The sequence below is a fragment of the Pseudomonas sp. NPDC089554 genome (genome assembly GCF_050280645.1).
Classification (GTDB): Bacteria; Pseudomonadota; Gammaproteobacteria; order Pseudomonadales; family Pseudomonadaceae; genus Aquipseudomonas.
The window spans coordinates 1-21,561 of sequence record NZ_JBNNVR010000060.1 but is presented as its reverse complement, the minus strand read 5'-3'; the positions used below and the strand labels follow the sequence as shown (position 1 = coordinate 21,561).

Here is a 21,561-nt window from a genome sequence, read left to right as displayed (position 1 = left end):
CCCGCACCTCGACAAATACTTGGCTATCCTTAAAAAGGAACTTGAAGCAGCGTCATATTATTGACAAAACCCTCCCCAACACCTGACAGGAGTGGGCCATGCGCATACTCTGGACGCTGCCTTACCTGCCTTGGCCCACCACCAGCGGCAGCAAGACCCGGCAATACCACCTGCTGCGCGAGCTGGCGAAGCATGGCCACCGGATCACCCTGTTGGTGCAGTCGAAAGTCCCGCTGTCCGACCTTGCCCGAGAGGCCCTGGAACCCTTCCTGGAGCGCTTGATCGTACTGCCCCGGCGGCCAGTGCACAGCCCGCTCAACCTGCTGGCATCGCCAATCATCGACTACCCCATGCGCACCATCATCAATGGTTTGGCCCCTTGCCTGCGGCACCGTTTCGAACAGTTGCTCGACGAGCCCTGGGACGTGATCCAGATCGAGCACAGCTATGCCTTCCAGCCGTTCGAAAAAGCCCTGCAAGCCCGCGGGCTGCCGTTCATGCTCAGCGAGCACACGCTGGAGTCGGTGATGGGGGCTGCCAGCCACGACCGCCTGCCCCTGTGGCTACGCCCACTCAACGCCTTCGACCGCTGGCGCTACCGGCGCTGGGAACAGCGAGTGCTGAGCCAGCCCAGTGAAGTGGTGGCAGTATCTGCGCACGACGCCGAACTGATCAGCCAGATCAGCGGCCGACCGGTGAACGTGGTGGTCAGCGGTGTGGATTGCGACTATTACCAGACGGTGCAGCCTGCACGGCACAGCCAGCGGCTGTTGTTCGTGGGTAATTTCGAATATGGCGCCAACCTGGAGGCGATCGAATGGGCGCTGGAGGAGATCCTGCCCCAGGTCTGGCAAAGCAACCCGGCAGTGCGCCTGGCCATCGCCGGGCACGCGTTGCCCGCACACTGGAAGCTGCACTGGAACGACCCGCGCATCGAGTGGGTCGGCTACTGCCCCGACCTGCGCGAACTGCAACGCCGCTCGGCAGTGTTCTTCGCGCCACTGCGCTACGCCGGAGGGCCCAAGGTAAAGATTCTCGAAGCGATGGCCGCCGGCATGCCGGTGGTCACTACGCGCAAAGGGGTATCAGGGCTTGCGGTGAACAACGGCGAACACTACCTGGGCAGCGACGAAGGCGACCAACTGGCGCTGCTGATCAACCAGTTGCTCACCCAGCCCTGGCGCATGAGCCAGCTCGGTGAAGCGGGGCGCCAGCTGGCTCGCCAGCGCCATGACTGGAGCGTGGCCGCGCAACAGCTGGAGAGCGTGCACATGCGCCTGACCCAGCTGGCGCCAGCGCAGCCCGCCCCGATGGAGGTGGTGCTGCTCGGCCGTTCAGCCAAGTAGTTCGCTGAACGGGATGAACGACACAGGGTCGCCCAGGCTCACCGTGCTGCCCTCACGCACCTCGACCAGGCCATCGGCCCAGGCCGCGCTGCGCAGTACGCCGGAGCTCTGGTTCTTGTAGATCTGCACCCGGCCCCGCTCGATGCGCGCACGCAGATATTCGCGGCGCGTGCCTGGCTTGGGCCACTCGAACCCGGCGGGCACCTCGAAGCGCATGGGCGTCACCTCGGCGACACCCAGGCGGCGCAGCAGGTACGGGCGCGTGAGTAGCGCGAAGGTGACCAAGGTCGAGGCCGGGTTACCCGGCAGGCCGATGACCGGCACGCCGCGAAAATGCCCGAAGGTCAGTGGCTTGCCAGGCTTGATGGCGAGCTTCCACAAGGCCAGCTCACCGGCTTCGCGCAGTGCCATGCCGAGGTAGTCGGCTTCGCCCACCGACACGCCTCCGGTGGAGAGGATCAGGTCGACCTCGCCCAACCCCGCCAGGCATTGCCGGGTCAGCGCCAGGTCATCGGCGAGAATACCGGCGTCCACCACCTCGCAGCCCATGCGCTGCAGCCAGCTGACCAGCAGGCGGCGGTTGCTGTTGTAGATTTGCCCCGGCCCCAACGCCAGGCCTGGCTCTACCAGCTCATCGCCCGTGGAAAGCACAGCCACTCGCGCCCGGCGCACCACCTTCAGCCGGGCATGCCCCAAGGTCGCGGCAAGGCCCAGCTCGATCGGCCCAAGGCGCGTGCCGGCATCCAGCACACGCTCGCCAGCGCGGGTTTCCTGGCCCTTGGGGCGCACATTCTGGTCGACGACCAAGGGCTCGAGCAGACGCACACGACCATCGTCCAGCACTTCGACGCTTTCCTGCATCTCGACGCAATCGGCACCCTCGGGCAGCGGCGCGCCGGTGAAGATGCGCGCGCAGGTCCCGGGCTGCAAAGGCGCTGGCGCGTGGCCGGCGAAGATCCGCTGGCTGACCGCCAGCGGCTCGCCATTCCAATCGGCCAGACGCAGGGCGTAGCCATCCATGGCGCTGTTCGGCCAGGGCGGCAGGTCGAGGCTGGCCACCAGGTCTTCGGCCAGGATGCGCCCATCGGCCTCAGCCAGGGTCAGCGCCTCGGTTTCGCGCACCGGCGTGGCTTCGGCCAGCGCCAGCAGTTGCGCCAGGGCTTGTTCCACCGGCATCAGCGGCGGGTTCGACACAGCCTCAACCACGGCTTTCACACGCCTCGGCCTGCTTGAGGTGAGCCACGAAGTTGCAGGGGCGATGCCGGGCATCCAACTGCTCGGCAAGAATGCCATCCCAACCGGTTCGCACCGCATTGGTCGAGCCCGGCAGGCAGCACACCAGGGTGCCATTGGCCAGGCCGGCCAAGGCGCGGGATTGAATCGTGGAGGTGCCGATATCGGCCACCGAGATCTGCCGGAACAACTCGCCAAAACCATCGACCTGCTTGTCCAGCAGGCAAGCGACCGCTTCCGGGGTGCTGTCGCGCCCGGTGAAGCCGGTGCCGCCGGTGATCAACACGACTTGCACCAGGTCGTCGGCGATCCAGGTGGCCACCTGGGCGCGGATCTTGTACAGGTCATCCTTGAGCAGCACGCGCTCGGCCAGGCGGTGCCCCGCCGCGCTCAGGCGGTCGACGAACAGTTGCCCGGAGGTGTCGGTGTCGAAGGTACGGGTGTCACTGACCGTCAGCACAGCGATGTTCAGCGGCACGAAAGGGGTGTCTGCCTTGGCTTTCATGGGAGTCCGTTGCAGGTGGGGAAGGAATGCCGGGTGTTATATCACAGGGCGGCCCCGGCGCGGATGTGGCCAGACCAAGGCCCGAGCCTGCGCAGCAGCGCTATGCTGCACGATGCAAGGAACTTGCATGGACGCGCTGCGTCTTAATGACATCACGGACTATTGCACTGGAGAAACACCATGATCCAACGGACCCTTCCTGCCCTCATGCTTGCCCTCGGCCTGGGCGCCCTCGCTGGTTGTGCATCGCCGACCGTCATCACGCTGAACGACGGCCGTGAGATCCAAGCCGTGGATACCCCGTCCTATGACGACGACTCCGGCTTCTACGAATTCGAGCAACTCGACGGCAAGCGCGCGCGTATCAACAAAGACCAGATTCGCACCGTGAAAGAGCTCTGATTTGGCAGCCGACTTTTGGCAAAGGTCCTTTTAACAACAAGGGCTTGCGTTGAAAAATGGCATGCAGTAGGATTTTCAAATCGGAGTGTAGCGCAGCCAGGTAGCGCGTCTCGTTCGGGACGAGAAGGCCGCAGGTTCGAATCCTGTCTCTCCGACCAAATCCTTCCAAAAAGCCCGCCTTCCGCGGGCTTTTTGTTGTGCGTGGGAAATGACGTGTGGCTGCCTCACGCCGTCAGGCGCGAGGTCACCTGGCCCAACTGCCCTGACAACCCGTGCAACTTCTGCCCGGCCTGCTCGGTATGCTGCACGGCCTGCTGGTTGGCGGTGGCGATGCGGGTGATCTCGACCAGGTTGCGCGAGATGTCCTCGGCGACGCTAGTCTGCTCTTCCGCCGCCGTGGCGATTTGCCGGTTCATGTCGCGGATCGCCTCTACCGACTGGGTGATGCGGCGCAGCATCTGGCCGGCCTGCTGCACCTGCTCGGCGCCCTCCTCGCTGCGCTGCTGGCCGCCCTCGATGGCCTTGACCGCATCGACCGCGCCCTGCTGCACGGCCTCGATGATCTGGTGAATCTCGGCGATCGACGCAGCCGTGCGCTGGGCCAGGCTGCGGACCTCGTCGGCGACCACCGCGAAGCCTCGCCCGGCCTCACCGGCCCGCGCGGCCTCGATCGCAGCATTGAGCGCCAGCAGGTTGGTCTGCTCGGCAATCCCGCGGATCACCTCCAGCACCTTGCCGATGCGCGTGCTGTCGCTTTCCAGGTGACGGATCACCAGGGCGGTGCCGGCGATCTCGCGGTTGACCACGCCAATGATGTCGATGGTCTGCTGCATCACCTGCTCGCCCGCCTGGGCGCTGTGGTCGGCATCGTCCGCCGCACGTGCGGCTTCGGCAGCATGGCGCGCCACCTCCTGGGCGGTGGCGGACATCTCGTGCATGGCCGTGGCCACCTGGTCGGTACGCTGGAACTGGTCGTGGGTGCCAGTGGCCATGTCGCCTGCGATATTGCGCAACTGGCCGCTGGCGTTTTCCAGTTCTACCGCGTTGTCCTTGAGGCGCCCGATGGTGTCGGCGAGGAAGTCGCGCAGGGTGTTGGCGGCACTGGCCAAACGCCCTAGCTCATCTTCGCGGCGGCTGTCGACGCGGTCGGCGAACTGCCCCTGGCTGAGCTGGGCGACGTAGTCGATCAGGCGGCGAATCGGCTCGACCAGGCTGCGGTCAACCAGCCACAGGCTGAGCACCCCGACCAACAGCGCCGAGCCCAGCATCACCAGCACCCCGAGCCATACCGTGCGCTCGGCACCAGCGCTGATGGCAGCGGCGCGGGTAGCAGACTCGGCCCGCAGTTGCTCCACCAGCGCGCTCATCTGCTCGCTGGCAGCGCGGTCCACGCCCTTGACTGCCTGATCCCCCACCACCGGGTCGCCACCCGCGGCGATGAACGCCTGGCGCCCTTGCCCATAGGCCTGGCCCAGTTGACGGTGACTGTCACGCAACTGCTGCACGCGCGCCTTGAGCTCGCCATCGCTGCTGTCGATCAACTGCCCCAGCACCGTCTGTACCTGCCGCTCGCGGTCCTGGAACTGCTGCCAGTACTTGTCCAGCTCTGCCGGCTGACGGCCGCGCAGCAGCACGTTCTTCCACTCCTGCACCTGTATCTTGAACTGCAGGTTGGCCTCGTCGATCAGTTGCGAAGCGCGCAATGGCCCGTCGACCAGCTCGGCATAACCCCGCACGTTCGAAGACAGGAACTGGAAACACACCAACGCAATCAGCAGCATCGCTGCCAGACTGCCGCCCAACAGGGCGAGAATTTGCACTCTCAGGGATCGACGCATCGGGAAGGTCTCGAACAAGGAGAAAAGGAACGATGCGCCAAGCGCACCGCCGAGCAGACGTCCCTGTCCTCGTTCGCAAGCCAAAAAAAAGCTGCCATCGGTCGATAGCAGCCAGGTCGAGCACTTGCACAATAGTTAAGGCCGATAGTCTCAGGCAATTGCTACAAAAATGTTACAAGACAGCGTCAAACGTGACCGCCACTGAACTGCAAGGCTGCCAGCCGAGCGTACAGCGGGTTGTGCTCGACCAACTGGCGATGACTGCCAACCGCCGCCAGGCACCCCTGGTCGATCACCGCGATACGGTCGGCATGCTGCACCGTGGCCAGGCGGTGGGCGATCACCAGGGTGGTGCGCCCGGCCATGAGCTGCGGCAAGGCCTGCTGGATCAGGTGTTCGCTCTGGGCGTCGAGGGCGCTGGTGGCTTCGTCCAGCAACAGTATTGGCGCATCCACCAACAGCGCACGGGCAATGGCCAGGCGCTGGCGCTGGCCGCCGGACAAGCCCACGCCGCCCTCGCCCAGCGGCGTCTGGTAGCCCTGGGGCAGTTGTTCGATGAACTCATGGGCATGGGCACTGCGCGCCGCTGCCTCGACCTGGGCCTGGGTCGCCTCGGGCCGGCCGTAGCGGATATTGGCCTCGACCGTACCGCGAAACAGCGCCGGGTTCTGCGCAACCAGGGCGAACTGACGGCGCAGGTCGTGCGGCGTCAGCGTGGTGATGGCCTGGCCATCGAGCAGGATGCTGCCCGACTGCGGGTCATGAAAGCGCAGCAACAAGTCGAACAAGGTCGACTTGCCCGCCCCGGACGGCCCCACCAGGGCCACCGTCTGCCCCGGCTCAACGACCAGGCTCAGGCCATCGATGGCCGCCACCCCTGGCCGTGAGGGGTAGGCGAATGTCACGTCCTGCAGCTCGATGCGCCCACTGGCGCGCTGGCCAGGCAGGCTGTGCGGCTGCTCAGGCGGCAGGATTGCGCTACGCGCCGCCAGCAGTTCGCCGATGCGTTCGGCAGCACCGGCGGCCCGTTGCAGTTCGCCGAGCACTTCGCTGAGGGTGCCGACCGCGCTGCCGACGATCAGGCTGTAGAACACGAACGCCGCCAGCTCGCCCCCCGAAATACGCCCGCCGATCACATCCATGCCGCCGACCCACAGCATCACCGCCACAGCGCCCAGCACCAGCACGATGACCAGGGTAATCAACCAGGCCCGCTGGGCGATGCGCCGCCGCGCCACGGAAAAGGCAACTTCGACGGTCTCGGCGAACAACGCCTGGTCACGCGCCTGGTGGTTGTAGGCCTGCACGGTCTTGATCTGGCCGAAGGTCTCGGCGACGTAGCTGCCCACGTCGGCCACCCGGTCCTGGCTTTGCCGCGACAGGCTGCGAACCCGGCGCCCGAACAGCAGGATCGGCGCCAGCACCAGCGGCAGGGCCAGCACCACGATGCTGGTGAGCTTGGGGTTGGTGACGAACAGCAACACCACGCCACCCACCACCATCAAGGCATTGCGCAGGAACATCGACAGCGACGAGCCGATCACCGATTGCAGCAAGGTGGTATCGGCGGTCAGGCGCGACTGGATCTCGGAGCTACGGTTGTCCTCGAAGAAGCCCGGGTGCAGGCCGACCAGGTGGTCGAACACTGCGCGGCGGATATCGGCCACGCAGCGCTCGCCGATCCATGAAACCAGGTAGAAGCGGCTGAAGGTACCGACGGCCAGCGCCAGCACCAGCACCATGAACAAGCCAATGGTCTGGTTGAGCTGGTGGGGCGAGCGGGTCATGAAGCCCTGGTCGACCAGCAAGCGAATGCCCTGCCCCATGGACAAGGTGATGGCTGCGGTAAGGATCAGCGCCAGCATGGCCAACAGCGTCTGCCGACGATAAGGACGAATGAACTGCCAGGCCAGGCGCAGGGCGCGGCGTTGGCGGGATGAGACCGGTTCGGGCATGGCGTGGGCCAGGTGCAGGGGGAAGCGTGCAGACTACCACTCATCCACCTGCGCGGAACTCTCGCTTGCGCACCAAGATCGCAATTCAGGCGGGCAAAGCGCCTATAGCCTATTGATATAAGCCCCAACTGGTGCTTTGCCGCGCATTCTGGTGGACTGTAAACGTCGTGATACAACGCGCTGTCACAGGCTATTCACGGCACATACGTACCCTGAGCTTGCAACCTGAAGAGGAGACAGGAAATGAGCTTGCAGCATAGCAGCGATACCCCGAAAACCCCTGCCCCAGCACAGAAGCCTTGCGGCTCGGTGATCGATGCCCAAGGCAAGGAAGTGCCCATTACCGAGCAGATGATCCAGCAAGCCTGCCAAGAGCTGGAAGAGAGCCGGGTCAAGCGCGTCAGCAAAGGCTGAGGCCAGATGATTTCCTGCAACCCGGCGCTTGCGCCGGGTTTTTAGTTTCTACAAGCCCCGCAAACGGCTCAGACCAGCACTGCGCCCAACGCACTGACCACCTGCGCCAGCTGCGGCGCCTCACCGTGCAGGTGCACCGCCAACCCCTCGATCTCGCGCCGCACCGGGTAATGCTTGCGCAGCAAATCGAAGGCTGCGCGCTGCTCGGCGGGGTCTTGGCTGAGGCTACGCCGGAAGTCGGCATCGTCGCGACGCGGGTCGTAGACCGCACGGCACAAAGTGGCTAGCGCCCAGGCCGGCTCGGCAGCAGCGGCCAGGTCCATGCGAGCAAGGGCCGGCGCCGGCAGCAGATCGGCCAGGTGTACCTGCTCGGCAATACCCTGCCAGCGGCAGAACGCCTGGTAGATCTGCGCAGTGCCACGCTGCTTGCCGTCCAGACTGTAGCCAGCGATATGCGGGGTGGCCAGGGTGCACAGGTCGGCCAGCGCCAGGTCCACCTGCGGTTCGTGCTCCCAGACATCCAGCACCGCGTGCACATCGTCACGGCGCAGCAACAACTCGCGCAGTGCGTCGTTGTCGACCACAGGCCCGCGCGCGGCGTTGACCAGCCAGGCGCCGGGCCGCAAGCGCGCCAGCTGCGGTGCACCAAGCAAATGCCAGGTGGGGTGTTCGCCGCCGCGCTGCAGCGGGGTGTGCAGGCTGATGGTGTCGCACTCGGCCAGGATCGTCTCGAGGCTGACGAAGTCGCCACCCTCGCGGGCTTGGCGCACCGGGTCGCAGACCAGCACCTTCCAGCCCAGGCCATGCAGCACCCGCACCAGGCGCCCACCGACCTCGCCAGCGCCGACCACGCCATACACCCGCTGGGCAAGCGCCACACCCTCGAGTTCGGCCAGGGTCAGCAAGCTGCCCAGCACGTAGTCCACCACGCCCCGGGCATTGCAGCCGGGGGCGCTGCTCCAGTGGATGCCTGCCTGGGCGAAATAGTCGAGGTCGAGGTGGTCGGTGCCGATGGTGCAGGTGCCGACGAAGCGCACCTGGCTGCCCTCCAGCAGTTGCCGGTCGACCCGGGTCACCGAGCGCACCAGCAATACGTCGGCATCCTTGACGCACGCCGCGTCGATAGCGCGCCCTGGGTAGCGACGGATTTCGCCGAAGCCTTCGAAGAAGGCATCGAGCAGCGGGATATTCTCGTCGGCAACTATCAGCATGGCGCTCTCCTGTCAGGGGAGCGCATTTTAGGCGCTGTGCCCGGTGCTAGCCAGCTTAGGTTTTGTACGGAAAATGCCTGCGTGACGATTATGCTGCGTTGAAAACAGGCTCGGAATGCTCATTGACAACCAGTCAACTCCGCTTCCTCGCCTGTTTTCGCCTTGCCTAATCGCCACTCGGCTATTTTCCGTACAAACCCTAGTCGGCCTTCTTGCGGATCCAGTACAGGTAGGTGCCGGCCTCTTCCTGCTGTTGCACCAACTCATGGCCCAGGAAGGTGCAGAACTTGGGGATGTCGCGGCAGGTGGACGGGTCGGTGGCGATGACTTTGAGCAGGCCGCCAGCGGCCAGGTCGCGCACGTGCTGGTGCAGCATCATCACCGGCTCCGGGCAGTTCAGGCCGGTGGCGTCGAGCACGGCGTCAGGGGTGAAATCGGTCATGGGAAGCTCCGCTGAATAGAGATATTGTCACGCCTGGCGAGGCTTCAGGTCGAGCCTGCGCAGGTGGCAGGTCACTTCCTCGCGGTCGTGGTACAGCTGCTTGCAGGCGATCGATACCTTCACCTTGCGCGTTTTGAATGCAGCTTCCATGCGGTCGAGCAACTTGCGCACCTCGGCGTGGCGCTGCTTCATCGGCAGCTTGAGGTTGACTACCGCTTCCCGGCACAACCCTTCACCCAGCCAGGTCTCGATCAGCGAAGCGGTGCGCGCGGGCTTCTCGACGATGTCGCAGACCATCCAATCCACGGTCTGCTTGGGCTTCCAGGTGAAGCCATCGGCCATCAGGTGCTCGACCAGTCCGGTGTCCATCAGGCTTTCGGCCATGGGGCCGTTGTCGATGGCGGTCACCAACATGCCGCGCTTGACCAGCTGATAGGTCCAGCCACCGGGCGAGGCGCCGAGGTCCACACCGGTCATATCATCGTTCAGGCGCTGCTCCCATTGCTCACGCGGGATGAACTGGTGCCAGGCCTCTTCAAGCTTCAAGGTCGAACGGCTCGGGGCCTCGCGGGGGAACTTCAGGCGCGGGATACCCATGGGCCAGAGCGCAGAGTTGTCGGCATCGGCCACCCCGACGAACACCCGCCGACCGCTGATGAAGGTCAGCAGCAGGCGTGGCCGGTTCGGCTCCTGCACCAGCCGACCGGCTTTCTCCAGTGCCTTGCGCAGCGGTACCTCGAACTTGCGGCAGAAGGTCGAGAGCTCCTTGCCGTCATTGCTGTCGAGCACTTCCAGCCACAGGCTGCCAAACACCGGATACTCGGCCAGGTGCTCCAGCAGCACGCTGATGCGGTCGGTTTCCGGCAGCTCGACGAATGCGCCGCGCGCCCATTGGCGCGGGAAAATCAGGCGGTCGAAGCGCAGCTCACGCATCAGCCGCTCGGCGCCGCCGTCCTCGGTGCAGACGAACTCGGCACAGGCGCTCTGCGGCTTGCCCTTGGCATAGCCGGCAACGCCCAAGAGGGCGGCATGTTCGCTGATTTCGGCGCAGACCTCGCCCTCGAAGCCGGGGCGGCAATGCATGAACAGGGTATTCATCTTTCACTCCACATCACTGGCGCAGGTTCACGCCAGGGGGGCGAATGATAAAGGAAGATCGGAACCTGCGACACGCCCGCTCGGCCCAGAACAAAGTCGGGGACGCCAAAGCGGTCTACCCTGACGTTTCAGCCAGGCCCGTACCGTGCGGGTCGAAACACAGCGGTGACACCGGCGAGCATCCAGCATGCGCCGGGCACCGACGCAGAAGGAGTTGGCAATGCCCTCGCTCGATAGCCTGAAAACCCTCAAGACCCTCAAGGTGGCCGACCACACCTATCACTATTTCAGCCTGGCCGAAGCGGCGCGCCCACTTGGCGACCTGCAGCGCCTGCCGATGTCGCTCAAGGTCCTGCTGGAGAACCTGTTGCGCTGGGAGGATGGCGAGACCGTCACCGGCGACGACCTCAAGGCCCTCGCCGCCTGGCTGAAGGAGCGACGCTCGGACCGCGAGATCCAGTACCGCCCGGCGCGGGTCCTGATGCAGGACTTCACCGGCGTCCCCGCCGTGGTCGACCTGGCCGCCATGCGCGCGGCCATGGCCAAGGCCGGTGGCGACCCGCAGCGCATCAACCCACTGTCGCCAGTGGACCTGGTGATCGACCACTCGGTGATGGTCGACCGCTACGCCAGCCCCGCCGCCTTCGAAGAAAACGTCGACATCGAGATGCAGCGCAATGGCGAACGCTATGCCTTCCTGCGCTGGGGCCAGAGCGCTTTCGACAACTTCCGCGTGGTACCGCCGGGCACCGGCATCTGCCACCAGGTCAACCTGGAATACCTGGGCCGCACGGTCTGGACCCGCGAGGAAGACGGGCGCACCTACGCCTTCCCCGACACCCTGGTGGGCACCGACTCGCACACCACCATGATCAATGGCCTCGGCGTGCTCGGCTGGGGCGTCGGCGGCATCGAGGCGGAGGCTGCAATGCTCGGCCAGCCGGTGTCGATGCTGATTCCCGAGGTGATCGGTTTCAAGCTCACCGGCAAGCTGCGCGAGGGCATCACTGCCACTGACCTGGTACTGACGGTAACGCAAATGCTGCGCAAGAAAGGCGTGGTGGGCAAGTTCGTCGAATTCTACGGCGACGGCCTGGCCGACCTGCCGCTGGCCGACCGCGCCACCCTCGCCAACATGGCGCCGGAATATGGCGCCACCTGTGGCTTCTTCCCGGTCGATGAAATCACCCTCGATTACCTGCGTCTTTCTGGCCGCCCGGAGCAGACCGTGCGCCTGGTCGAGGCCTACAGCAAGGAACAGGGCCTGTGGCGCCTGCCTGGCCAGGAGCCGCTGTTCAGCGACACCCTGGCGCTGGACATGGCCGATGTAGAGGCCAGCCTGGCCGGCCCCAAGCGCCCGCAGGACCGAGTCGCCCTGGGTGGCGTGAGCCAGGCGTTCGACAGCTTCATCGAACAGCAACCCAAGGTCCTGGCCAAGGACGTCGGACGCCTGGAAAGCGAAGGCGGTGGCGGTGTGGCCGTGGGCAATGCCGACCAAGCGGGGGAAATCAGCTACAACCAAGGCGGCCAGCGCCACACCCTGCGCGATGGCGCGGTGGTGATCGCCGCCATCACGTCCTGCACCAACACCTCCAACCCCAGCGTGATGATGGCCGCCGGCCTGGTCGCCAAGAAGGCCGTCGAGAAAGGCCTGACGCGCAAGCCGTGGGTCAAGAGCTCACTCGCCCCCGGCTCGAAAGTGGTCACCGAGTACTTCAAGGCTGCAGGCCTGACGCCGTTCCTCGATCAACTGGGTTTCGACCTGGTGGGCTATGGCTGCACCACCTGCATCGGCAACTCCGGCCCACTGGACGATGCGATCGAGAAGGCCGTCGCCAGCGCAGACCTTACAGTCGCCTCGGTGCTCTCGGGCAACCGCAACTTCGAAGGCCGCGTGCACCCGCTGGTGAAGACCAACTGGCTGGCCTCGCCGCCATTGGTGGTGGCCTACGCCCTGGCTGGCAGCGTTCGCATCGACCTTACCCAGGACGCCCTGGGCACCGGCAAGGATGGCCAGCCGGTGTACCTGCGTGACATCTGGCCGAGCCAACGGGAAATCGCCGAGGCCGTGGCCAGTGTCGACACCGCGATGTTCCACAAGGAGTACGCCGAAGTGTTCGCCGGCGATGCGCAATGGCAAGCCATCGAAGTACCACAGGCCGCCACCTACGTGTGGCAGGACGATTCCACCTATATCCAGCACCCGCCGTTCTTCGACGACATCGGCGGCCCGCTGCCGGAAATCGCCGATGTGCGCGGCGCGCGCATTCTCGCCCTGCTGGGCGACTCGGTGACCACCGACCACATCTCCCCGGCCGGCAACATCAAGGCCGACAGCCCGGCCGGGCGCTACCTGCGCGACAAGGGCGTGGAGCCGCGCGACTTCAACTCCTACGGCTCGCGGCGCGGCAACCATGAAGTGATGATGCGCGGCACTTTCGCCAACATTCGTATCCGCAACGAGATGCTCGGCGGCGAGGAAGGCGGCAATACCCTGCACGTGCCCAGCGGCGAGAAGCTGTCGATCTTCGATGCGGCCATGCGCTACCAGGCCGAGGGCACGCCACTGGTGGTGATCGCCGGCCAGGAGTACGGCACCGGCTCCAGCCGCGACTGGGCCGCCAAGGGCACCAACCTGCTGGGGGTCAAGGCCGTGCTGGCGGAAAGCTTCGAGCGTATCCACCGCTCCAACCTGGTGGGCATGGGCGTGCTGCCGTTGCAGTTCAAGGCCGGTGACAACCGCAAGGCGCTGGGGCTGACGGGCAAGGAGCGCATCGATGTGCTGGGGCTGAGCGATGCGCAGGTGCGCCCAGGCATGGACCTGACACTGCGTATCACCCGCGAGGACGGCCAGCAGGAGCAGGTTCCCGTGCTGTGCCGGATCGACACGCTGAATGAGGTGGAGTACTTCAAGTCAGGCGGCATCCTGCATTACGTGCTGCGTCAGCTGATTGCCGGGCGGTAGCCCATGCACCTGGCTATCGCGGCCTTGTGCCGCGATAGCCTCACCAGGGAACGGCGTCTAGAATCCCGGCGGCTCATACCAAAAGGATTTCCGATGCCCCGCCCTCACTGGATCGCCCTGCTGCTGCTCACCCTCGGTTACGTATTGGCGCTCACCTACGGCAGCCTGACCCTTGCCACCCTACCCGCGTTCCTCGCGCTGCTCGTTGCAGGCTGGCTGGTGCGGCGCCCGGCACGCTGGCAGCAGGCCAGCGGCCATGCGCTGTTCATCGTCCTCGCCGCCGCCCTGGCCTTGCACTGGCTACCGGGCTTCCTCGGGGCCAAGGTGATCGACAAGGCGGTGTTCAGCGAAGGTGCCGTGCCGTTCTCGATGTACCTGAACCTGGACAAGCCGCTGATTGGCTTCTGGATACTGCTCGCCTGCCCCTGGTTGCTGGTGCTGCGCGCCCGTGGCGCGCTGACCGGCCTGGCACTGACACTGCCGTTGACCCTGGTGGCCTGCCTGGGCGGCGCCTGGGCACTAGGCCTGGTCACCTGGGCGCCGAAATGGCCCGACCAGGCCTGGGTCTGGATACTCAACAACTTGCTGCTGGTGAGCCTGACCGAAGAGTTGCTGTTCCGTGGCTACCTGCAAGGCGGCCTGCAACGGTTGTTCGGCCACCCAGGCCTGGCGCTGGTGGTGGCTGCCCTGCTGTTCGGCCTGGCGCACCTGGGCGGTGGCTGGCAGTGGTTCTACCTGGCCAGCCTGGCAGGTGTCGGCTACGGGCTGGCCTACCGTCATGGCGGGCTGTTGGCCGCGGTGCTGTGTCATTTCCTGTTCAACCTGGCGCATTTCACGCTGTTTACCTACCCCATGCTGGCCCCGTCCTGAAAAGGGCCGGGGTCGAAACTGTCATAATTTCGCCAAGATAATGAAATATCGCGCGGAACATGCAGGCAAAAAACGATTTTTCCTAGCGCACCGCCAGAGTAGTGGCATTGCGCCAGATCAAGCCGGAATAAATATTCACTCAACAAAGCCCGCTGTCTGCCGATACGTGTCCAAAGCCTTGCGGAAACACTGCCCATGCGTAACAACCAGCCGATTACCCAGAGAGAACGGACTTTCCCTGCACAGCAGCGGTTGATCTCCACCACCAACGCCAAGGGCGTGATCACCTACTGCAACGATGATTTCATCGAAATCAGTGGCTTCTCCCGCGAGGAACTGACCGGTGCCGCGCACAACCTGGTACGCCACCCCGACGTGCCGTCCGCCGTGTTTGCCCACATGTGGCAGACCCTCAAGCAAGGCCAGCCCTGGATGGGCATCGTCAAGAACCGCTGCAAGTCGGGCGACCACTACTGGGTCAACGCCTATGTCACGCCGATCTTCGAAAACAACCAGGTGGTCGGCTTCGAGTCGGTTCGAGTCAAACCGACCGCCGAGCAAATTCGCCGCGCCGAGGCCTTGTACCAGCGCCTGAACCAGAACAAGTCGGCAGTGCCTCGCCGCGACAAGTGGCTGCCGGTGCTACAGGATTGGCTGCCATTCATCCTGGTCAGCCAGATGGGTTTTTTGATCGGTAGCTGGCTCGGGCACTGGTGGGGCTTCGCCCTGGCGGCAGCCCTTTGCGTGCCACTCGGCCTGCTGGGCCTGAGCTGGCAGCAGCGCGGCCTCAAGCGCCTGCTGCGCCTGGCCGAACAGACCACCTCCGACCCACTGATCGCGCAGATGTACACCGACAGCCGTGGCGTACAGGCACGCCTGGAAATGGCCATGCTCAGCCAGGAGTCGCGCCTGAAGACCTGCCTCACCCGCCTGCAGGACAGCGCCGAGCACCTCAGCGAGCAGGCACGTCAGTCCGACGTGCTGGCGCACAAGAGCTCCTCAGGCCTTGAACGCCAACGCGTGGAGACCGAGCAGGTGGCAACGGCAGTCAACCAGATGGCCGCCACCACCCAGGAAGTAGCCAACCACGTGCAGCGCACCGCCGACGCCACCCAGGAAGCCAACCGCCTGACCCACGAAGGTCGGCAGATCGCCGGGGAAACCCGTGAAGCGATCGAGCGCTTGTCCACTGCGGTGGGCGAAACCGGGCAAACCGTCACCCAGCTGGCCAAGGACAGCGACGAAATCGGTGGCGTGGTGGATGTCATCAAGGGTATCGCCGACCAGACCAACCTGCTGGCCCTGAACGCCGCCATCGAAGCCGCACGCGCTGGCGAGATGGGCCGTGGTTTTGCCGTGGTCGCCGACGAAGTGCGTCAGTTGGCGCAGCGCACCGCTGAATCCACTGGGCAGATCCACGCCCTGATCGCCAAGTTGCAGCAAACCGCCAACAATGCCGTGCAGACCATGGAGACTGGCCACCGCCAGGCCCAGGAAGGCGTGGAGCGGGTCATGCAGGCCGACCAGGCGTTGGTGGGCATCAGCGAAGCGGTCGCCAATATCACCGACATGGCCACACAGATCGCCGCCGCTACCGAAGAACAGACCGCCGTGGCCGAAGAGATCAGCCGCAACATCAGCACCATCGCCGACCTTGCCGACCAGACCGCCGAACAGGCCCAGCATTCGGCTCAGCTCAGCGAGGAACTGACCTCCACCGCCGGTACCCAGTACTCGCTGGTAGAGCGTTTCAACCGCTAGAAGCAATGCGGGGCGAGCCAGTGGCGCGCCCCGCATCGTTCATCCCTACCGCTACCAGTCCAGGCTTAGCCGGCTTTCGAAGTAACGCTCGTTACCGGTCAATGGGTCGTTGAAACGCAGGCTCTGGGCCAGTAGCTTCAATGGTCGTTGCAGGTCGTCCTGCTCATTGCGCAGCACCGGGTAGAACGGGTCATTGCAGATGGCCGCGCCCAAGGCGGCCATGTGCACCCGCAACTGATGGGTCTTGCCGGTCACCGGCGACAAACCGTAGCGCCACAGCTCACCGTTTTTCTCCAGCACCTCGGCCAAGGTCTCGCTATTGGGCGCGCCTTCTACCTCGTGCATGCGAAAGAACGGCTCGCCATGCTCCAGGCGGCTTTTGTGCACCAACGGAAAGGCCTGCTGCGTCAGGGCTGCGGCGATGGCCTGGTAGCGTTTGTCGATGCGTCGCTCGGGGAACAACCGCTGGTACGCACTACGGGTATCCGGGTTGGCCGAAAACAGCACCAACCCAGCAGTGTGCCGGTCGATGCGGTGTAGCGGCACCAGGTGAGGGTTGCCCTGGCTGCGGATAAGGCGGCGCAACAGGGTTTGCTCAACGTATTCGCCGGTGGGCGTGACCGGCAGAAAATGCGGTTTATCCGCCACCACCAGGTGTTCGTCGCTGTAGAGCACCGACTCCTGCACCGGTATCGGCTTTTCGTTCGGCACTTCACGAAAGTAATGCAAACGCAGGCCTGGTCGGTAAGGCCGCTCGGCAGCGACCGGTTGACCCTGGGCATCGAGCACTCGACCACGATTGAAGCGATCCAGCCATTGCTCGCGCCCGATGCCCTTGAAGTGATCGCACAGGCAATCGAGCACCGTCGCCCAATTGCCCGGTGGCAGGCACACGGTACTGGCTTGTTGCTGTGCGGGGTCGAAGGGCTTGGTCATGGCAGGCTCGGGTATCGGCGGCCGGGCATTATCCTCGATGCGGCCCGCCTCAACCAGCCTCGCGGCCCTGTTCACAGCGCGCCTTGAGCCAGCGCAGCACCTGCACCGGCTCCCAGCGGCCGGGGTCGTAAAGGGCATAGAGCGCCCCTTGGTAACCCACGACATCCAGCGGCCGATGGAACCCTGCGCGCTGGAACAGGGCTTCGATCTCTGCGAAGCAGGTATTGAAGTGCACCTTGCCAAAGGGCGTGCGGTCGTCGGTGACCAGCCCTTCCAGGCGCAGCTCAAGGACAGCGTCGAGCACACGCTCGGGCGGCATTCGGTTGATGCTGTATTTCAATTGCTCGACGTTGAGCATCGCTTACCTCGAATACTGTATATTTATACAGAATACGAACAGGAGCCGTGCTGCGTCAATCAGCGAATGCCCGGCAGGTAGCCGGTGCCACGACGAACGGTCAGTACTTCGCGGCGGGGCCGCTCAGCGGCTACCGCCAAGTGCACCCAGCGGTCGAACTCAAGGATCAACTGGTCGAACACCAAGTCGCTGTCGCGGATGCGTTCGGCCAGCGCTCGAGGTCCGCAGGCAGGCGTGTTGAAATCTGCCGCCAACCCCTGCGTGTGGGCACTGTTGGCCGCACCGCCGACCCGCCGGTTGAGTTCGGCACAGCGAAAACCGCTGCTCACGACAATCGGCCCACCCACCAGTTCGCGTACCTGTTCAAGGAGCAGGCACAACAACTTCAAGTTGGCCAGGGCTTCAGGCGCGGGGGTATTGTCCAGCCCCTCGCGTGCAGCGATCTGCGAGGTGATGAGCTCTTCGAGGGTGAAATGGGGAGTGAGGTACATGGGGGCATCTCCGTGGTGTCTGCAAGGCTGCGATCGGAGCGACCGCGCTTGCATCTTCACGCCCACGGCGGGCAGGTGGCTGAGGGAAGGTAGCCCCCGACGCCCCTAGCGCAGGAAAGCCACCACCTGGTCGGCCTCGAATGGCCAGGCCAATTCGGCGCCGCTGTCGCAACGCCGCAGCACCGGGATACTCAAGCTGTAGCGCTCGAACAATGCCTCGTTCTCGGCAATATCGACCAACTCCACCAGCAGGCCCCGCTCCACGAACGGCATCAGCACCCCTTCAGCCACCTCACACAGGTGACACCCCAGGGTGCCGAACAATTGGCATTCAGGCAGCATGAGACAGCTCCGGATGGTCGATAGAGATGCTCATTCTAGCCAATGCCAGGCCAGCAGGGTTCAATCCTGGCTGGTAGAGCCGATGCGATGCACCGAAAGGTCGGCGCCCTGGAACTCCTGTTCGTGGCTCAAGCGCAAGCCGTGCAAGGCCTTGACCAGGCCATAGACGGCAAAGCCCCCCACCAGCGCCAGCACCACACCCGCCAGGCTGCCGATGAGCTGGCTGGCCAGGCTGACCCCACCCAGCCCGCCGAACGCAGCCTGGCCGAATAGGCCGCAGGCGACCCCGCCCCACACACCGCACAGCCCGTGCAGCGGCCAGACACCCAGCACATCGTCGATCTTCCAGCGGTTTTGCGCGGCGGTGAAGCACCAGACGAACAGCGCCCCGGCCACCAGCCCGGTCACCAACGCACCGACCGGATGCATCAGGTCGGAGCCCGCGCAGATCGCCACCAGCCCGGCCAACGGCCCGTTATGCAGGAAGCCTGGGTCGTTGCGACCGACCAGCAAGGCCGCCAGGGTGCCGCCGACCATCGCCATCAGCGAATTGATCGCCACCAGGCCGCTGACCCCCTCCAGGGTCTGGGCGCTCATGACGTTGAAGCCGAACCAGCCAATGATCAGGATCCACGAGCCCAGCGCCAGGAACGGAATGCTCGACGGCGCGAACGCCACCAGGCGCCCGTCGCGGTAGCGCCCACGGCGCTCGCCCAGCAACAGCACTGCCGTCAGCGCCAGCCAGCCGCCCATCGCATGCACCACGACGGAACCTGCGAAGTCATGGAATGGCGCGCCAAAACGCGCCTCGAGCCAGGCCTGCGCGCCCAGGTTGCCGTTCCACACCAAGCCTTCGAAGAACGGGTAGACAAAGGCCACGATCAACGCCGTGGCGCACAGCTGTGGCGCGAACCGTGCACGCTCGGCGATACCCCCGGAGATGATTGCCGGAATCGCCGCAGCGAAGGTGAGCAGGAAGAAGCACTTGACCAGCGCGTAGCCATGGTCGGCGGCCAGCACCGCGGCAGGCTCCAGGAAACTCACGCTATAGGCGATCCAGTAGCCGATGAAGAAATACACCAGGGCCGAGACCGCGAAATCGCTGAGGATCTTGCACAGGGCATTGACCTGGTTCTTGTGCCGCACGGTACCGACTTCCAGAAAGGCGAAGCCTGCGTGCATGGCCAGGACCAGAATGGCCCCCATGAGGATGAAGAGGGTGTTGGAGCCGTGGACAAGAGCGTCCATCGCGCTTTGCGTGTTTTCCATGGAATTGGCAGACCTGCTGAAAGTGCACCAGGACAGTTCAAAAAGCAGTGCTCACGCACCTGTTAGGTGCTTACCTGCCCTCCTCCCTGGGTGAGCGAGGTGGGCGATGAGCGTTTTTTCTTGGGTTTGTCGTGGATTGGGTTAAGGTTTAACGGGATTCACCGGGGCGCTGCTCGATAATGGCGCAGCCCCTGCAATCCGCGCCCCGCTACATAGCAAGCGCCGTACCAGCGACCTTGCAATGAACCTTCCGCTACACCTGTCACTCGAAATAGCCACACACATTCACAGGGAGAGACCCATGGCCAGCAAATCGGCAAAGACTGCACAAGAGATATTGATGGCTGACTTCCAGGCGTTGGTCCGCGACACCGAGAAGTTGCTCGCCGACACCGCCAACCTGGCGGGCGACCAGGCCGATGAGCTGCGCGGGCAGATCCACGACCGCCTGGTGCAAGCACGCGAAACCCTGCAACTGACACAGGAATCTGTTCGTGAACGTGGCGAGGCAGCGCTGGGCAGCGCCGAGCAATACGTCCAGGAAAACCCTTGGCAGGCCATCGGCATCGCCGCAGGTGTCGGCCTGCTGATTGGCCTGCTGGCCAACCGGCGCTGAGGTAACCCATGGAAAACGACGCCATCGGCGCTTCGGGCAAACGCCTGGGTGCAGCCGCACTCGGCATGCTGCACAGCCATATAGAATTGTTCGGCATCGAGTTGCAGGAACAGAAAGGCCGCACCTTGCGCCTGCTGCTGTTCGCGGGGCTCGGGCTGGTATTCGCCTTGCTACTGCTGACCGCGCTGTCCGGGTTGCTGCTGGTGCTGCTATGGGACAGCTACCGATTGGCCGGAATTATCGGCCTGTGCGTGTTCTACGGCATGGCCGCACTGTACTGCGGGCTTCGCTTGAAGGCTGCGGTGTTCGACGAGTCGTCGCCTTTCAGCGCCACCCTTGAGGAATTGGCCAAGGATCGGGAGCGCCTGTTGCCATGAGCCTGCCTGAACTGCCGAATACCCGTAACCCACGCGAGTTGCGCAAGGCATTGCTGCGCCTGCGCCTGGAAATGCACCGCCAGCAAATCCGCCACGAAACCGCACAACTGCTCGAACCGGTACAGCGCCTACGGGGGGCAAGTGCGTCGCTGCAAGATGGCCTTGGCATCAAGCATGCGCCCCTGTGGGGCCTGGGTGCGGTGGTCGCACTCGGCTTTCTCACCGGCAAGGGCGTGCGCAGCGGCAATCTGGCGCGCCTGTTGCGCCTGGGGAGCAGCCTCACACCGTTGGTGCGCCTGTTTCTGCACAGTGGCCGGCGCCCCTGAACGGAGGTGCCCGCCGCTTGCGCGGGCACAGCCGAAACGGTGAAGCTATGACGACCACCTGACGGGAGATCGAGCCTTGGACTGGCACACCCTGCTGACCCGCGAACGCCTGGGCAAAGCCCTGTACAGCACAGAGGAAATGGGGCGCAGCCCCTTCCACAAGGACCACGACCGCATCATCTTCTCCGGCGCTTTCCGCCGCCTGGGGCGCAAGACCCAGGTCCATCCGGTATCCAGCAACGATCACATCCACACCCGCCTGACCCACTCCCTGGAAGTGAGCTGCGTCGGCCGCTCGCTGGGCATGCGCGTCGGCGAAACCCTGCGCACCAGCCTACCGGACTGGTGCGAACCGAGCGACCTGGGCATGATCGTGCAGTCGGCCTGCCTGGCCCACGATATCGGCAACCCGCCGTTTGGCCATTCTGGCGAAGATGCCATCCGCTACTGGTTCCAGCAGGCGGCTGGGCGCGGCTGGCTGGACGACATGAATGACGACGAACGCGCCGACTTCCTCAACTTCGAGGGCAACGCCCAGGGTTTCCGAGTGCTGACCCAGCTGGAATACCACCAGTTCGACGGCGGCACCCGGCTCACCTATGCGACCCTCGGCACCTACTTGAAGTACCCCTGGAGCGCGCGCCATGCCGATGCCCTGGGCTACAAGAAACACAAGTTCGGCTGCTACCAGAGCGAGCTGGCGCTGCTCGAGCAAATCGCCCGCAAGCTGGGCCTGCCGCAACTGGAGGCGCAACGCTGGGCACGCCACCCGCTGGTGTACCTGATGGAGGCGGCCGACGACATCT

Annotated in this window: 22 protein-coding genes, 1 tRNA gene and 1 pseudogene; 11 read left to right on the top strand and 13 right to left on the bottom strand. The window is 64.7% G+C overall.

The genetic code is table 11. The annotated features are described in order from the left end of the window. Positions 1 to 98 precede the first annotated feature (98 nt). On the top strand, positions 99 to 1,346 hold the full coding sequence (locus ACQKPE_RS17490; protein ID WP_427667773.1) for a glycosyltransferase family 4 protein: 1,248 nt from the start codon (positions 99 to 101) through the stop codon (positions 1,344 to 1,346). On the opposite strand, the gene ACQKPE_RS17485 is transcribed toward ACQKPE_RS17490, so the two are convergent. Together ACQKPE_RS17485 and moaB are read right to left on the bottom strand one after the other, a co-directional pair. Next, positions 1,335 to 2,522 carry a molybdopterin molybdotransferase MoeA gene (locus ACQKPE_RS17485; RefSeq protein ID WP_427667797.1) on the bottom strand — a complete coding sequence of 396 codons (1,188 nt, stop codon included), beginning with the start codon at positions 2,520 to 2,522 and terminating at the stop codon, positions 1,335 to 1,337. The genes ACQKPE_RS17490 and ACQKPE_RS17485 overlap by 12 nt on opposite strands. Before the next feature lie 22 nt (positions 2,523 to 2,544). Further along, entirely contained in the window at positions 2,545 to 3,084 is a 540-nt protein-coding gene (moaB, locus tag ACQKPE_RS17480) for a molybdenum cofactor biosynthesis protein B (RefSeq protein WP_427667771.1), read from the bottom strand. Positions 3,085 to 3,264: 180 nt separating this feature from the next. Here moaB and ACQKPE_RS17475 point away from each other — a divergent pair, with 180 nt between their 5' ends. Both ACQKPE_RS17475 and ACQKPE_RS17470 read left to right on the top strand, forming a co-directional pair. Then, on the top strand, positions 3,265 to 3,486 hold the full coding sequence (locus ACQKPE_RS17475) for a YgdI/YgdR family lipoprotein (protein WP_427667770.1): 222 nt from the start codon (positions 3,265 to 3,267) through the stop codon (positions 3,484 to 3,486). A gap of 81 nt (positions 3,487 to 3,567) precedes the next feature. After that, positions 3,568 to 3,644: transfer RNA gene (locus ACQKPE_RS17470), tRNA-Pro, on the top strand. Between the two features lie 66 nt (positions 3,645 to 3,710). On the opposite strand, the gene ACQKPE_RS17465 is transcribed toward ACQKPE_RS17470, so the two are convergent. From ACQKPE_RS17465 to ACQKPE_RS17455, 3 genes and pseudogenes are all read right to left on the bottom strand, one after another. Then, positions 3,711 to 4,424: a methyl-accepting chemotaxis protein gene (locus tag ACQKPE_RS17465; RefSeq protein ID WP_427667795.1), complete on the bottom strand. Its 714-nt coding sequence runs from the start codon at positions 4,422 to 4,424 to the stop codon at positions 3,711 to 3,713. A gap of 171 nt (positions 4,425 to 4,595) precedes the next feature. Further along, positions 4,596 to 4,754: pseudogene (locus ACQKPE_RS17460) on the bottom strand (HAMP domain-containing protein); the annotation flags it as partial. A gap of 755 nt (positions 4,755 to 5,509) precedes the next feature. Then, positions 5,510 to 7,279 (bottom strand): ABC transporter transmembrane domain-containing protein, encoded by a 1,770-nt coding sequence (locus ACQKPE_RS17455; RefSeq protein ID WP_427667768.1) that lies wholly within the window; start codon positions 7,277 to 7,279, stop codon positions 5,510 to 5,512. 243 nt (positions 7,280 to 7,522) lie between these two features. On the opposite strand from ACQKPE_RS17455, the gene ACQKPE_RS17450 reads away from it, so the two are divergent. Beyond that, positions 7,523 to 7,693 (top strand): PA1571 family protein, encoded by a 171-nt coding sequence (locus ACQKPE_RS17450; protein ID WP_427667766.1) that lies wholly within the window; start codon positions 7,523 to 7,525, stop codon positions 7,691 to 7,693. 68 nt (positions 7,694 to 7,761) lie between these two features. Here the strand turns inward: ACQKPE_RS17450 and pdxB are convergent, their stop codons facing one another. The 3 genes from pdxB to rlmM all read right to left on the bottom strand — a co-directional run bounded on the left by pdxB (position 7,762) and on the right by rlmM (position 10,444). Then, a complete protein-coding gene (gene pdxB / locus ACQKPE_RS17445; RefSeq protein WP_427667765.1) occupies positions 7,762 to 8,904 on the bottom strand; it encodes a 4-phosphoerythronate dehydrogenase PdxB in 1,143 nt (380 codons plus the stop codon). Between the two features lie 199 nt (positions 8,905 to 9,103). Next, on the bottom strand, positions 9,104 to 9,346 hold the full coding sequence (gene tusA / locus ACQKPE_RS17440; RefSeq protein WP_427667764.1) for a sulfurtransferase TusA: 243 nt from the start codon (positions 9,344 to 9,346) through the stop codon (positions 9,104 to 9,106). 27 nt (positions 9,347 to 9,373) lie between these two features. Next, complete coding sequence (gene rlmM / locus ACQKPE_RS17435) at positions 9,374 to 10,444, bottom strand: 23S rRNA (cytidine(2498)-2'-O)-methyltransferase RlmM (protein ID WP_427667763.1); 1,071 nt, start codon at positions 10,442 to 10,444, stop codon at positions 9,374 to 9,376. A gap of 220 nt (positions 10,445 to 10,664) precedes the next feature. On the opposite strand from rlmM, the gene acnA reads away from it, so the two are divergent. The 3 genes from acnA (at position 10,665) to ACQKPE_RS17420 (ending at position 16,040) form a co-directional block, all read left to right on the top strand. Next, positions 10,665 to 13,409 carry an aconitate hydratase AcnA gene (gene acnA / locus ACQKPE_RS17430; protein ID WP_427667762.1) on the top strand — a complete coding sequence of 915 codons (2,745 nt, stop codon included), beginning with the start codon at positions 10,665 to 10,667 and terminating at the stop codon, positions 13,407 to 13,409. 93 nt (positions 13,410 to 13,502) lie between these two features. Next, positions 13,503 to 14,279, top strand: a complete 777-nt coding sequence (locus tag ACQKPE_RS17425; protein WP_427667760.1) for a CPBP family intramembrane glutamic endopeptidase — start codon at positions 13,503 to 13,505, stop codon at positions 14,277 to 14,279. Positions 14,280 to 14,474: 195 nt separating this feature from the next. Further along, complete coding sequence (locus ACQKPE_RS17420) at positions 14,475 to 16,040, top strand: methyl-accepting chemotaxis protein (protein ID WP_427667758.1); 1,566 nt, start codon at positions 14,475 to 14,477, stop codon at positions 16,038 to 16,040. Positions 16,041 to 16,091: 51 nt separating this feature from the next. Here ACQKPE_RS17420 and ACQKPE_RS17415 read toward each other — a convergent pair whose 3' ends face one another. The 5 genes from ACQKPE_RS17415 to ACQKPE_RS17395 all read right to left on the bottom strand — a co-directional run bounded on the left by ACQKPE_RS17415 (position 16,092) and on the right by ACQKPE_RS17395 (position 19,436). After that, a complete protein-coding gene (locus tag ACQKPE_RS17415) occupies positions 16,092 to 16,976 on the bottom strand; it encodes a pseudouridine synthase (RefSeq protein WP_427667756.1) in 885 nt (294 codons plus the stop codon). 49 nt (positions 16,977 to 17,025) lie between these two features. Next, positions 17,026 to 17,334 carry a transcriptional regulator gene (locus ACQKPE_RS17410; protein WP_375100205.1) on the bottom strand — a complete coding sequence of 103 codons (309 nt, stop codon included), beginning with the start codon at positions 17,332 to 17,334 and terminating at the stop codon, positions 17,026 to 17,028. Between the two features lie 59 nt (positions 17,335 to 17,393). Then, positions 17,394 to 17,825 (bottom strand): D-Ala-D-Ala carboxypeptidase family metallohydrolase, encoded by a 432-nt coding sequence (locus tag ACQKPE_RS17405; RefSeq protein ID WP_427667754.1) that lies wholly within the window; start codon positions 17,823 to 17,825, stop codon positions 17,394 to 17,396. A gap of 105 nt (positions 17,826 to 17,930) precedes the next feature. Next, on the bottom strand, positions 17,931 to 18,167 hold the full coding sequence (locus ACQKPE_RS17400; protein WP_427667752.1) for a glutaredoxin family protein: 237 nt from the start codon (positions 18,165 to 18,167) through the stop codon (positions 17,931 to 17,933). 60 nt (positions 18,168 to 18,227) lie between these two features. Continuing rightward, a complete protein-coding gene (locus ACQKPE_RS17395; protein ID WP_427667750.1) occupies positions 18,228 to 19,436 on the bottom strand; it encodes an ammonium transporter in 1,209 nt (402 codons plus the stop codon). A 301-nt stretch (positions 19,437 to 19,737) separates the two neighbouring features. On the opposite strand from ACQKPE_RS17395, the gene ACQKPE_RS17390 reads away from it, so the two are divergent. The 4 genes from ACQKPE_RS17390 to dgt form a co-directional block, all read left to right on the top strand. Next, on the top strand, positions 19,738 to 20,052 hold the full coding sequence (locus ACQKPE_RS17390; RefSeq protein ID WP_427667748.1) for a DUF883 family protein: 315 nt from the start codon (positions 19,738 to 19,740) through the stop codon (positions 20,050 to 20,052). Between the two features lie 8 nt (positions 20,053 to 20,060). Continuing rightward, on the top strand, positions 20,061 to 20,429 hold the full coding sequence (locus ACQKPE_RS17385) for a phage holin family protein (protein ID WP_427667745.1): 369 nt from the start codon (positions 20,061 to 20,063) through the stop codon (positions 20,427 to 20,429). Next, positions 20,426 to 20,755, top strand: coding sequence for a hypothetical protein (locus ACQKPE_RS17380; protein ID WP_427667743.1), 330 nt, complete (start codon positions 20,426 to 20,428; stop codon positions 20,753 to 20,755). Before ACQKPE_RS17385 ends, ACQKPE_RS17380 begins: the two co-directional genes overlap by 4 nt. Before the next feature lie 76 nt (positions 20,756 to 20,831). Then, a partial coding sequence (gene dgt, locus ACQKPE_RS17375) for a dGTP triphosphohydrolase (RefSeq protein ID WP_427667741.1) occupies positions 20,832 to 21,561 on the top strand: 730 nt, incomplete at its 3' end.

What these genes read in the sequence shown, in the direction of transcription:
- rlmM (WP_427667763.1), bottom strand. Translation starts at nt 10,444, where the DNA reads ATGAATACCCTGTTCATGCATTGCCGCCCCGGCTTCGAGGGCGAGGTC.
- ACQKPE_RS17415 (WP_427667756.1), bottom strand. Translation starts at nt 16,976, where the DNA reads ATGACCAAGCCCTTCGACCCCGCACAGCAACAAGCCAGTACCGTGTGC.
- ACQKPE_RS17465 (WP_427667795.1), bottom strand. Translation starts at nt 4,424, where the DNA reads ATGCACGAGATGTCCGCCACCGCCCAGGAGGTGGCGCGCCATGCTGCC.
- ACQKPE_RS17455 (WP_427667768.1), bottom strand. Translation starts at nt 7,279, where the DNA reads ATGCCCGAACCGGTCTCATCCCGCCAACGCCGCGCCCTGCGCCTGGCC.
- ACQKPE_RS17395 (WP_427667750.1), bottom strand. Translation starts at nt 19,436, where the DNA reads ATGGAAAACACGCAAAGCGCGATGGACGCTCTTGTCCACGGCTCCAAC.
- tusA (WP_427667764.1), bottom strand. Translation starts at nt 9,346, where the DNA reads ATGACCGATTTCACCCCTGACGCCGTGCTCGACGCCACCGGCCTGAAC.
- ACQKPE_RS17390 (WP_427667748.1), top strand. Translation starts at nt 19,738, where the DNA reads ATGGCCAGCAAATCGGCAAAGACTGCACAAGAGATATTGATGGCTGAC.
- ACQKPE_RS17400 (WP_427667752.1), bottom strand. Translation starts at nt 18,167, where the DNA reads ATGCTGCCTGAATGCCAATTGTTCGGCACCCTGGGGTGTCACCTGTGT.
- ACQKPE_RS17485 (WP_427667797.1), bottom strand. Translation starts at nt 2,522, where the DNA reads ATGCCGGTGGAACAAGCCCTGGCGCAACTGCTGGCGCTGGCCGAAGCC.
- pdxB (WP_427667765.1), bottom strand. Translation starts at nt 8,904, where the DNA reads ATGCTGATAGTTGCCGACGAGAATATCCCGCTGCTCGATGCCTTCTTC.
- ACQKPE_RS17380 (WP_427667743.1), top strand. Translation starts at nt 20,426, where the DNA reads ATGAGCCTGCCTGAACTGCCGAATACCCGTAACCCACGCGAGTTGCGC.
- ACQKPE_RS17420 (WP_427667758.1), top strand. Translation starts at nt 14,475, where the DNA reads ATGCGTAACAACCAGCCGATTACCCAGAGAGAACGGACTTTCCCTGCA.
- acnA (WP_427667762.1), top strand. Translation starts at nt 10,665, where the DNA reads ATGCCCTCGCTCGATAGCCTGAAAACCCTCAAGACCCTCAAGGTGGCC.
- moaB (WP_427667771.1), bottom strand. Translation starts at nt 3,084, where the DNA reads ATGAAAGCCAAGGCAGACACCCCTTTCGTGCCGCTGAACATCGCTGTG.
- ACQKPE_RS17385 (WP_427667745.1), top strand. Translation starts at nt 20,061, where the DNA reads ATGGAAAACGACGCCATCGGCGCTTCGGGCAAACGCCTGGGTGCAGCC.
- ACQKPE_RS17405 (WP_427667754.1), bottom strand. Translation starts at nt 17,825, where the DNA reads ATGTACCTCACTCCCCATTTCACCCTCGAAGAGCTCATCACCTCGCAG.
- ACQKPE_RS17410 (WP_375100205.1), bottom strand. Translation starts at nt 17,334, where the DNA reads ATGCTCAACGTCGAGCAATTGAAATACAGCATCAACCGAATGCCGCCC.
- ACQKPE_RS17450 (WP_427667766.1), top strand. Translation starts at nt 7,523, where the DNA reads ATGAGCTTGCAGCATAGCAGCGATACCCCGAAAACCCCTGCCCCAGCA.
- ACQKPE_RS17425 (WP_427667760.1), top strand. Translation starts at nt 13,503, where the DNA reads ATGCCCCGCCCTCACTGGATCGCCCTGCTGCTGCTCACCCTCGGTTAC.
- ACQKPE_RS17490 (WP_427667773.1), top strand. Translation starts at nt 99, where the DNA reads ATGCGCATACTCTGGACGCTGCCTTACCTGCCTTGGCCCACCACCAGC.
- ACQKPE_RS17475 (WP_427667770.1), top strand. Translation starts at nt 3,265, where the DNA reads ATGATCCAACGGACCCTTCCTGCCCTCATGCTTGCCCTCGGCCTGGGC.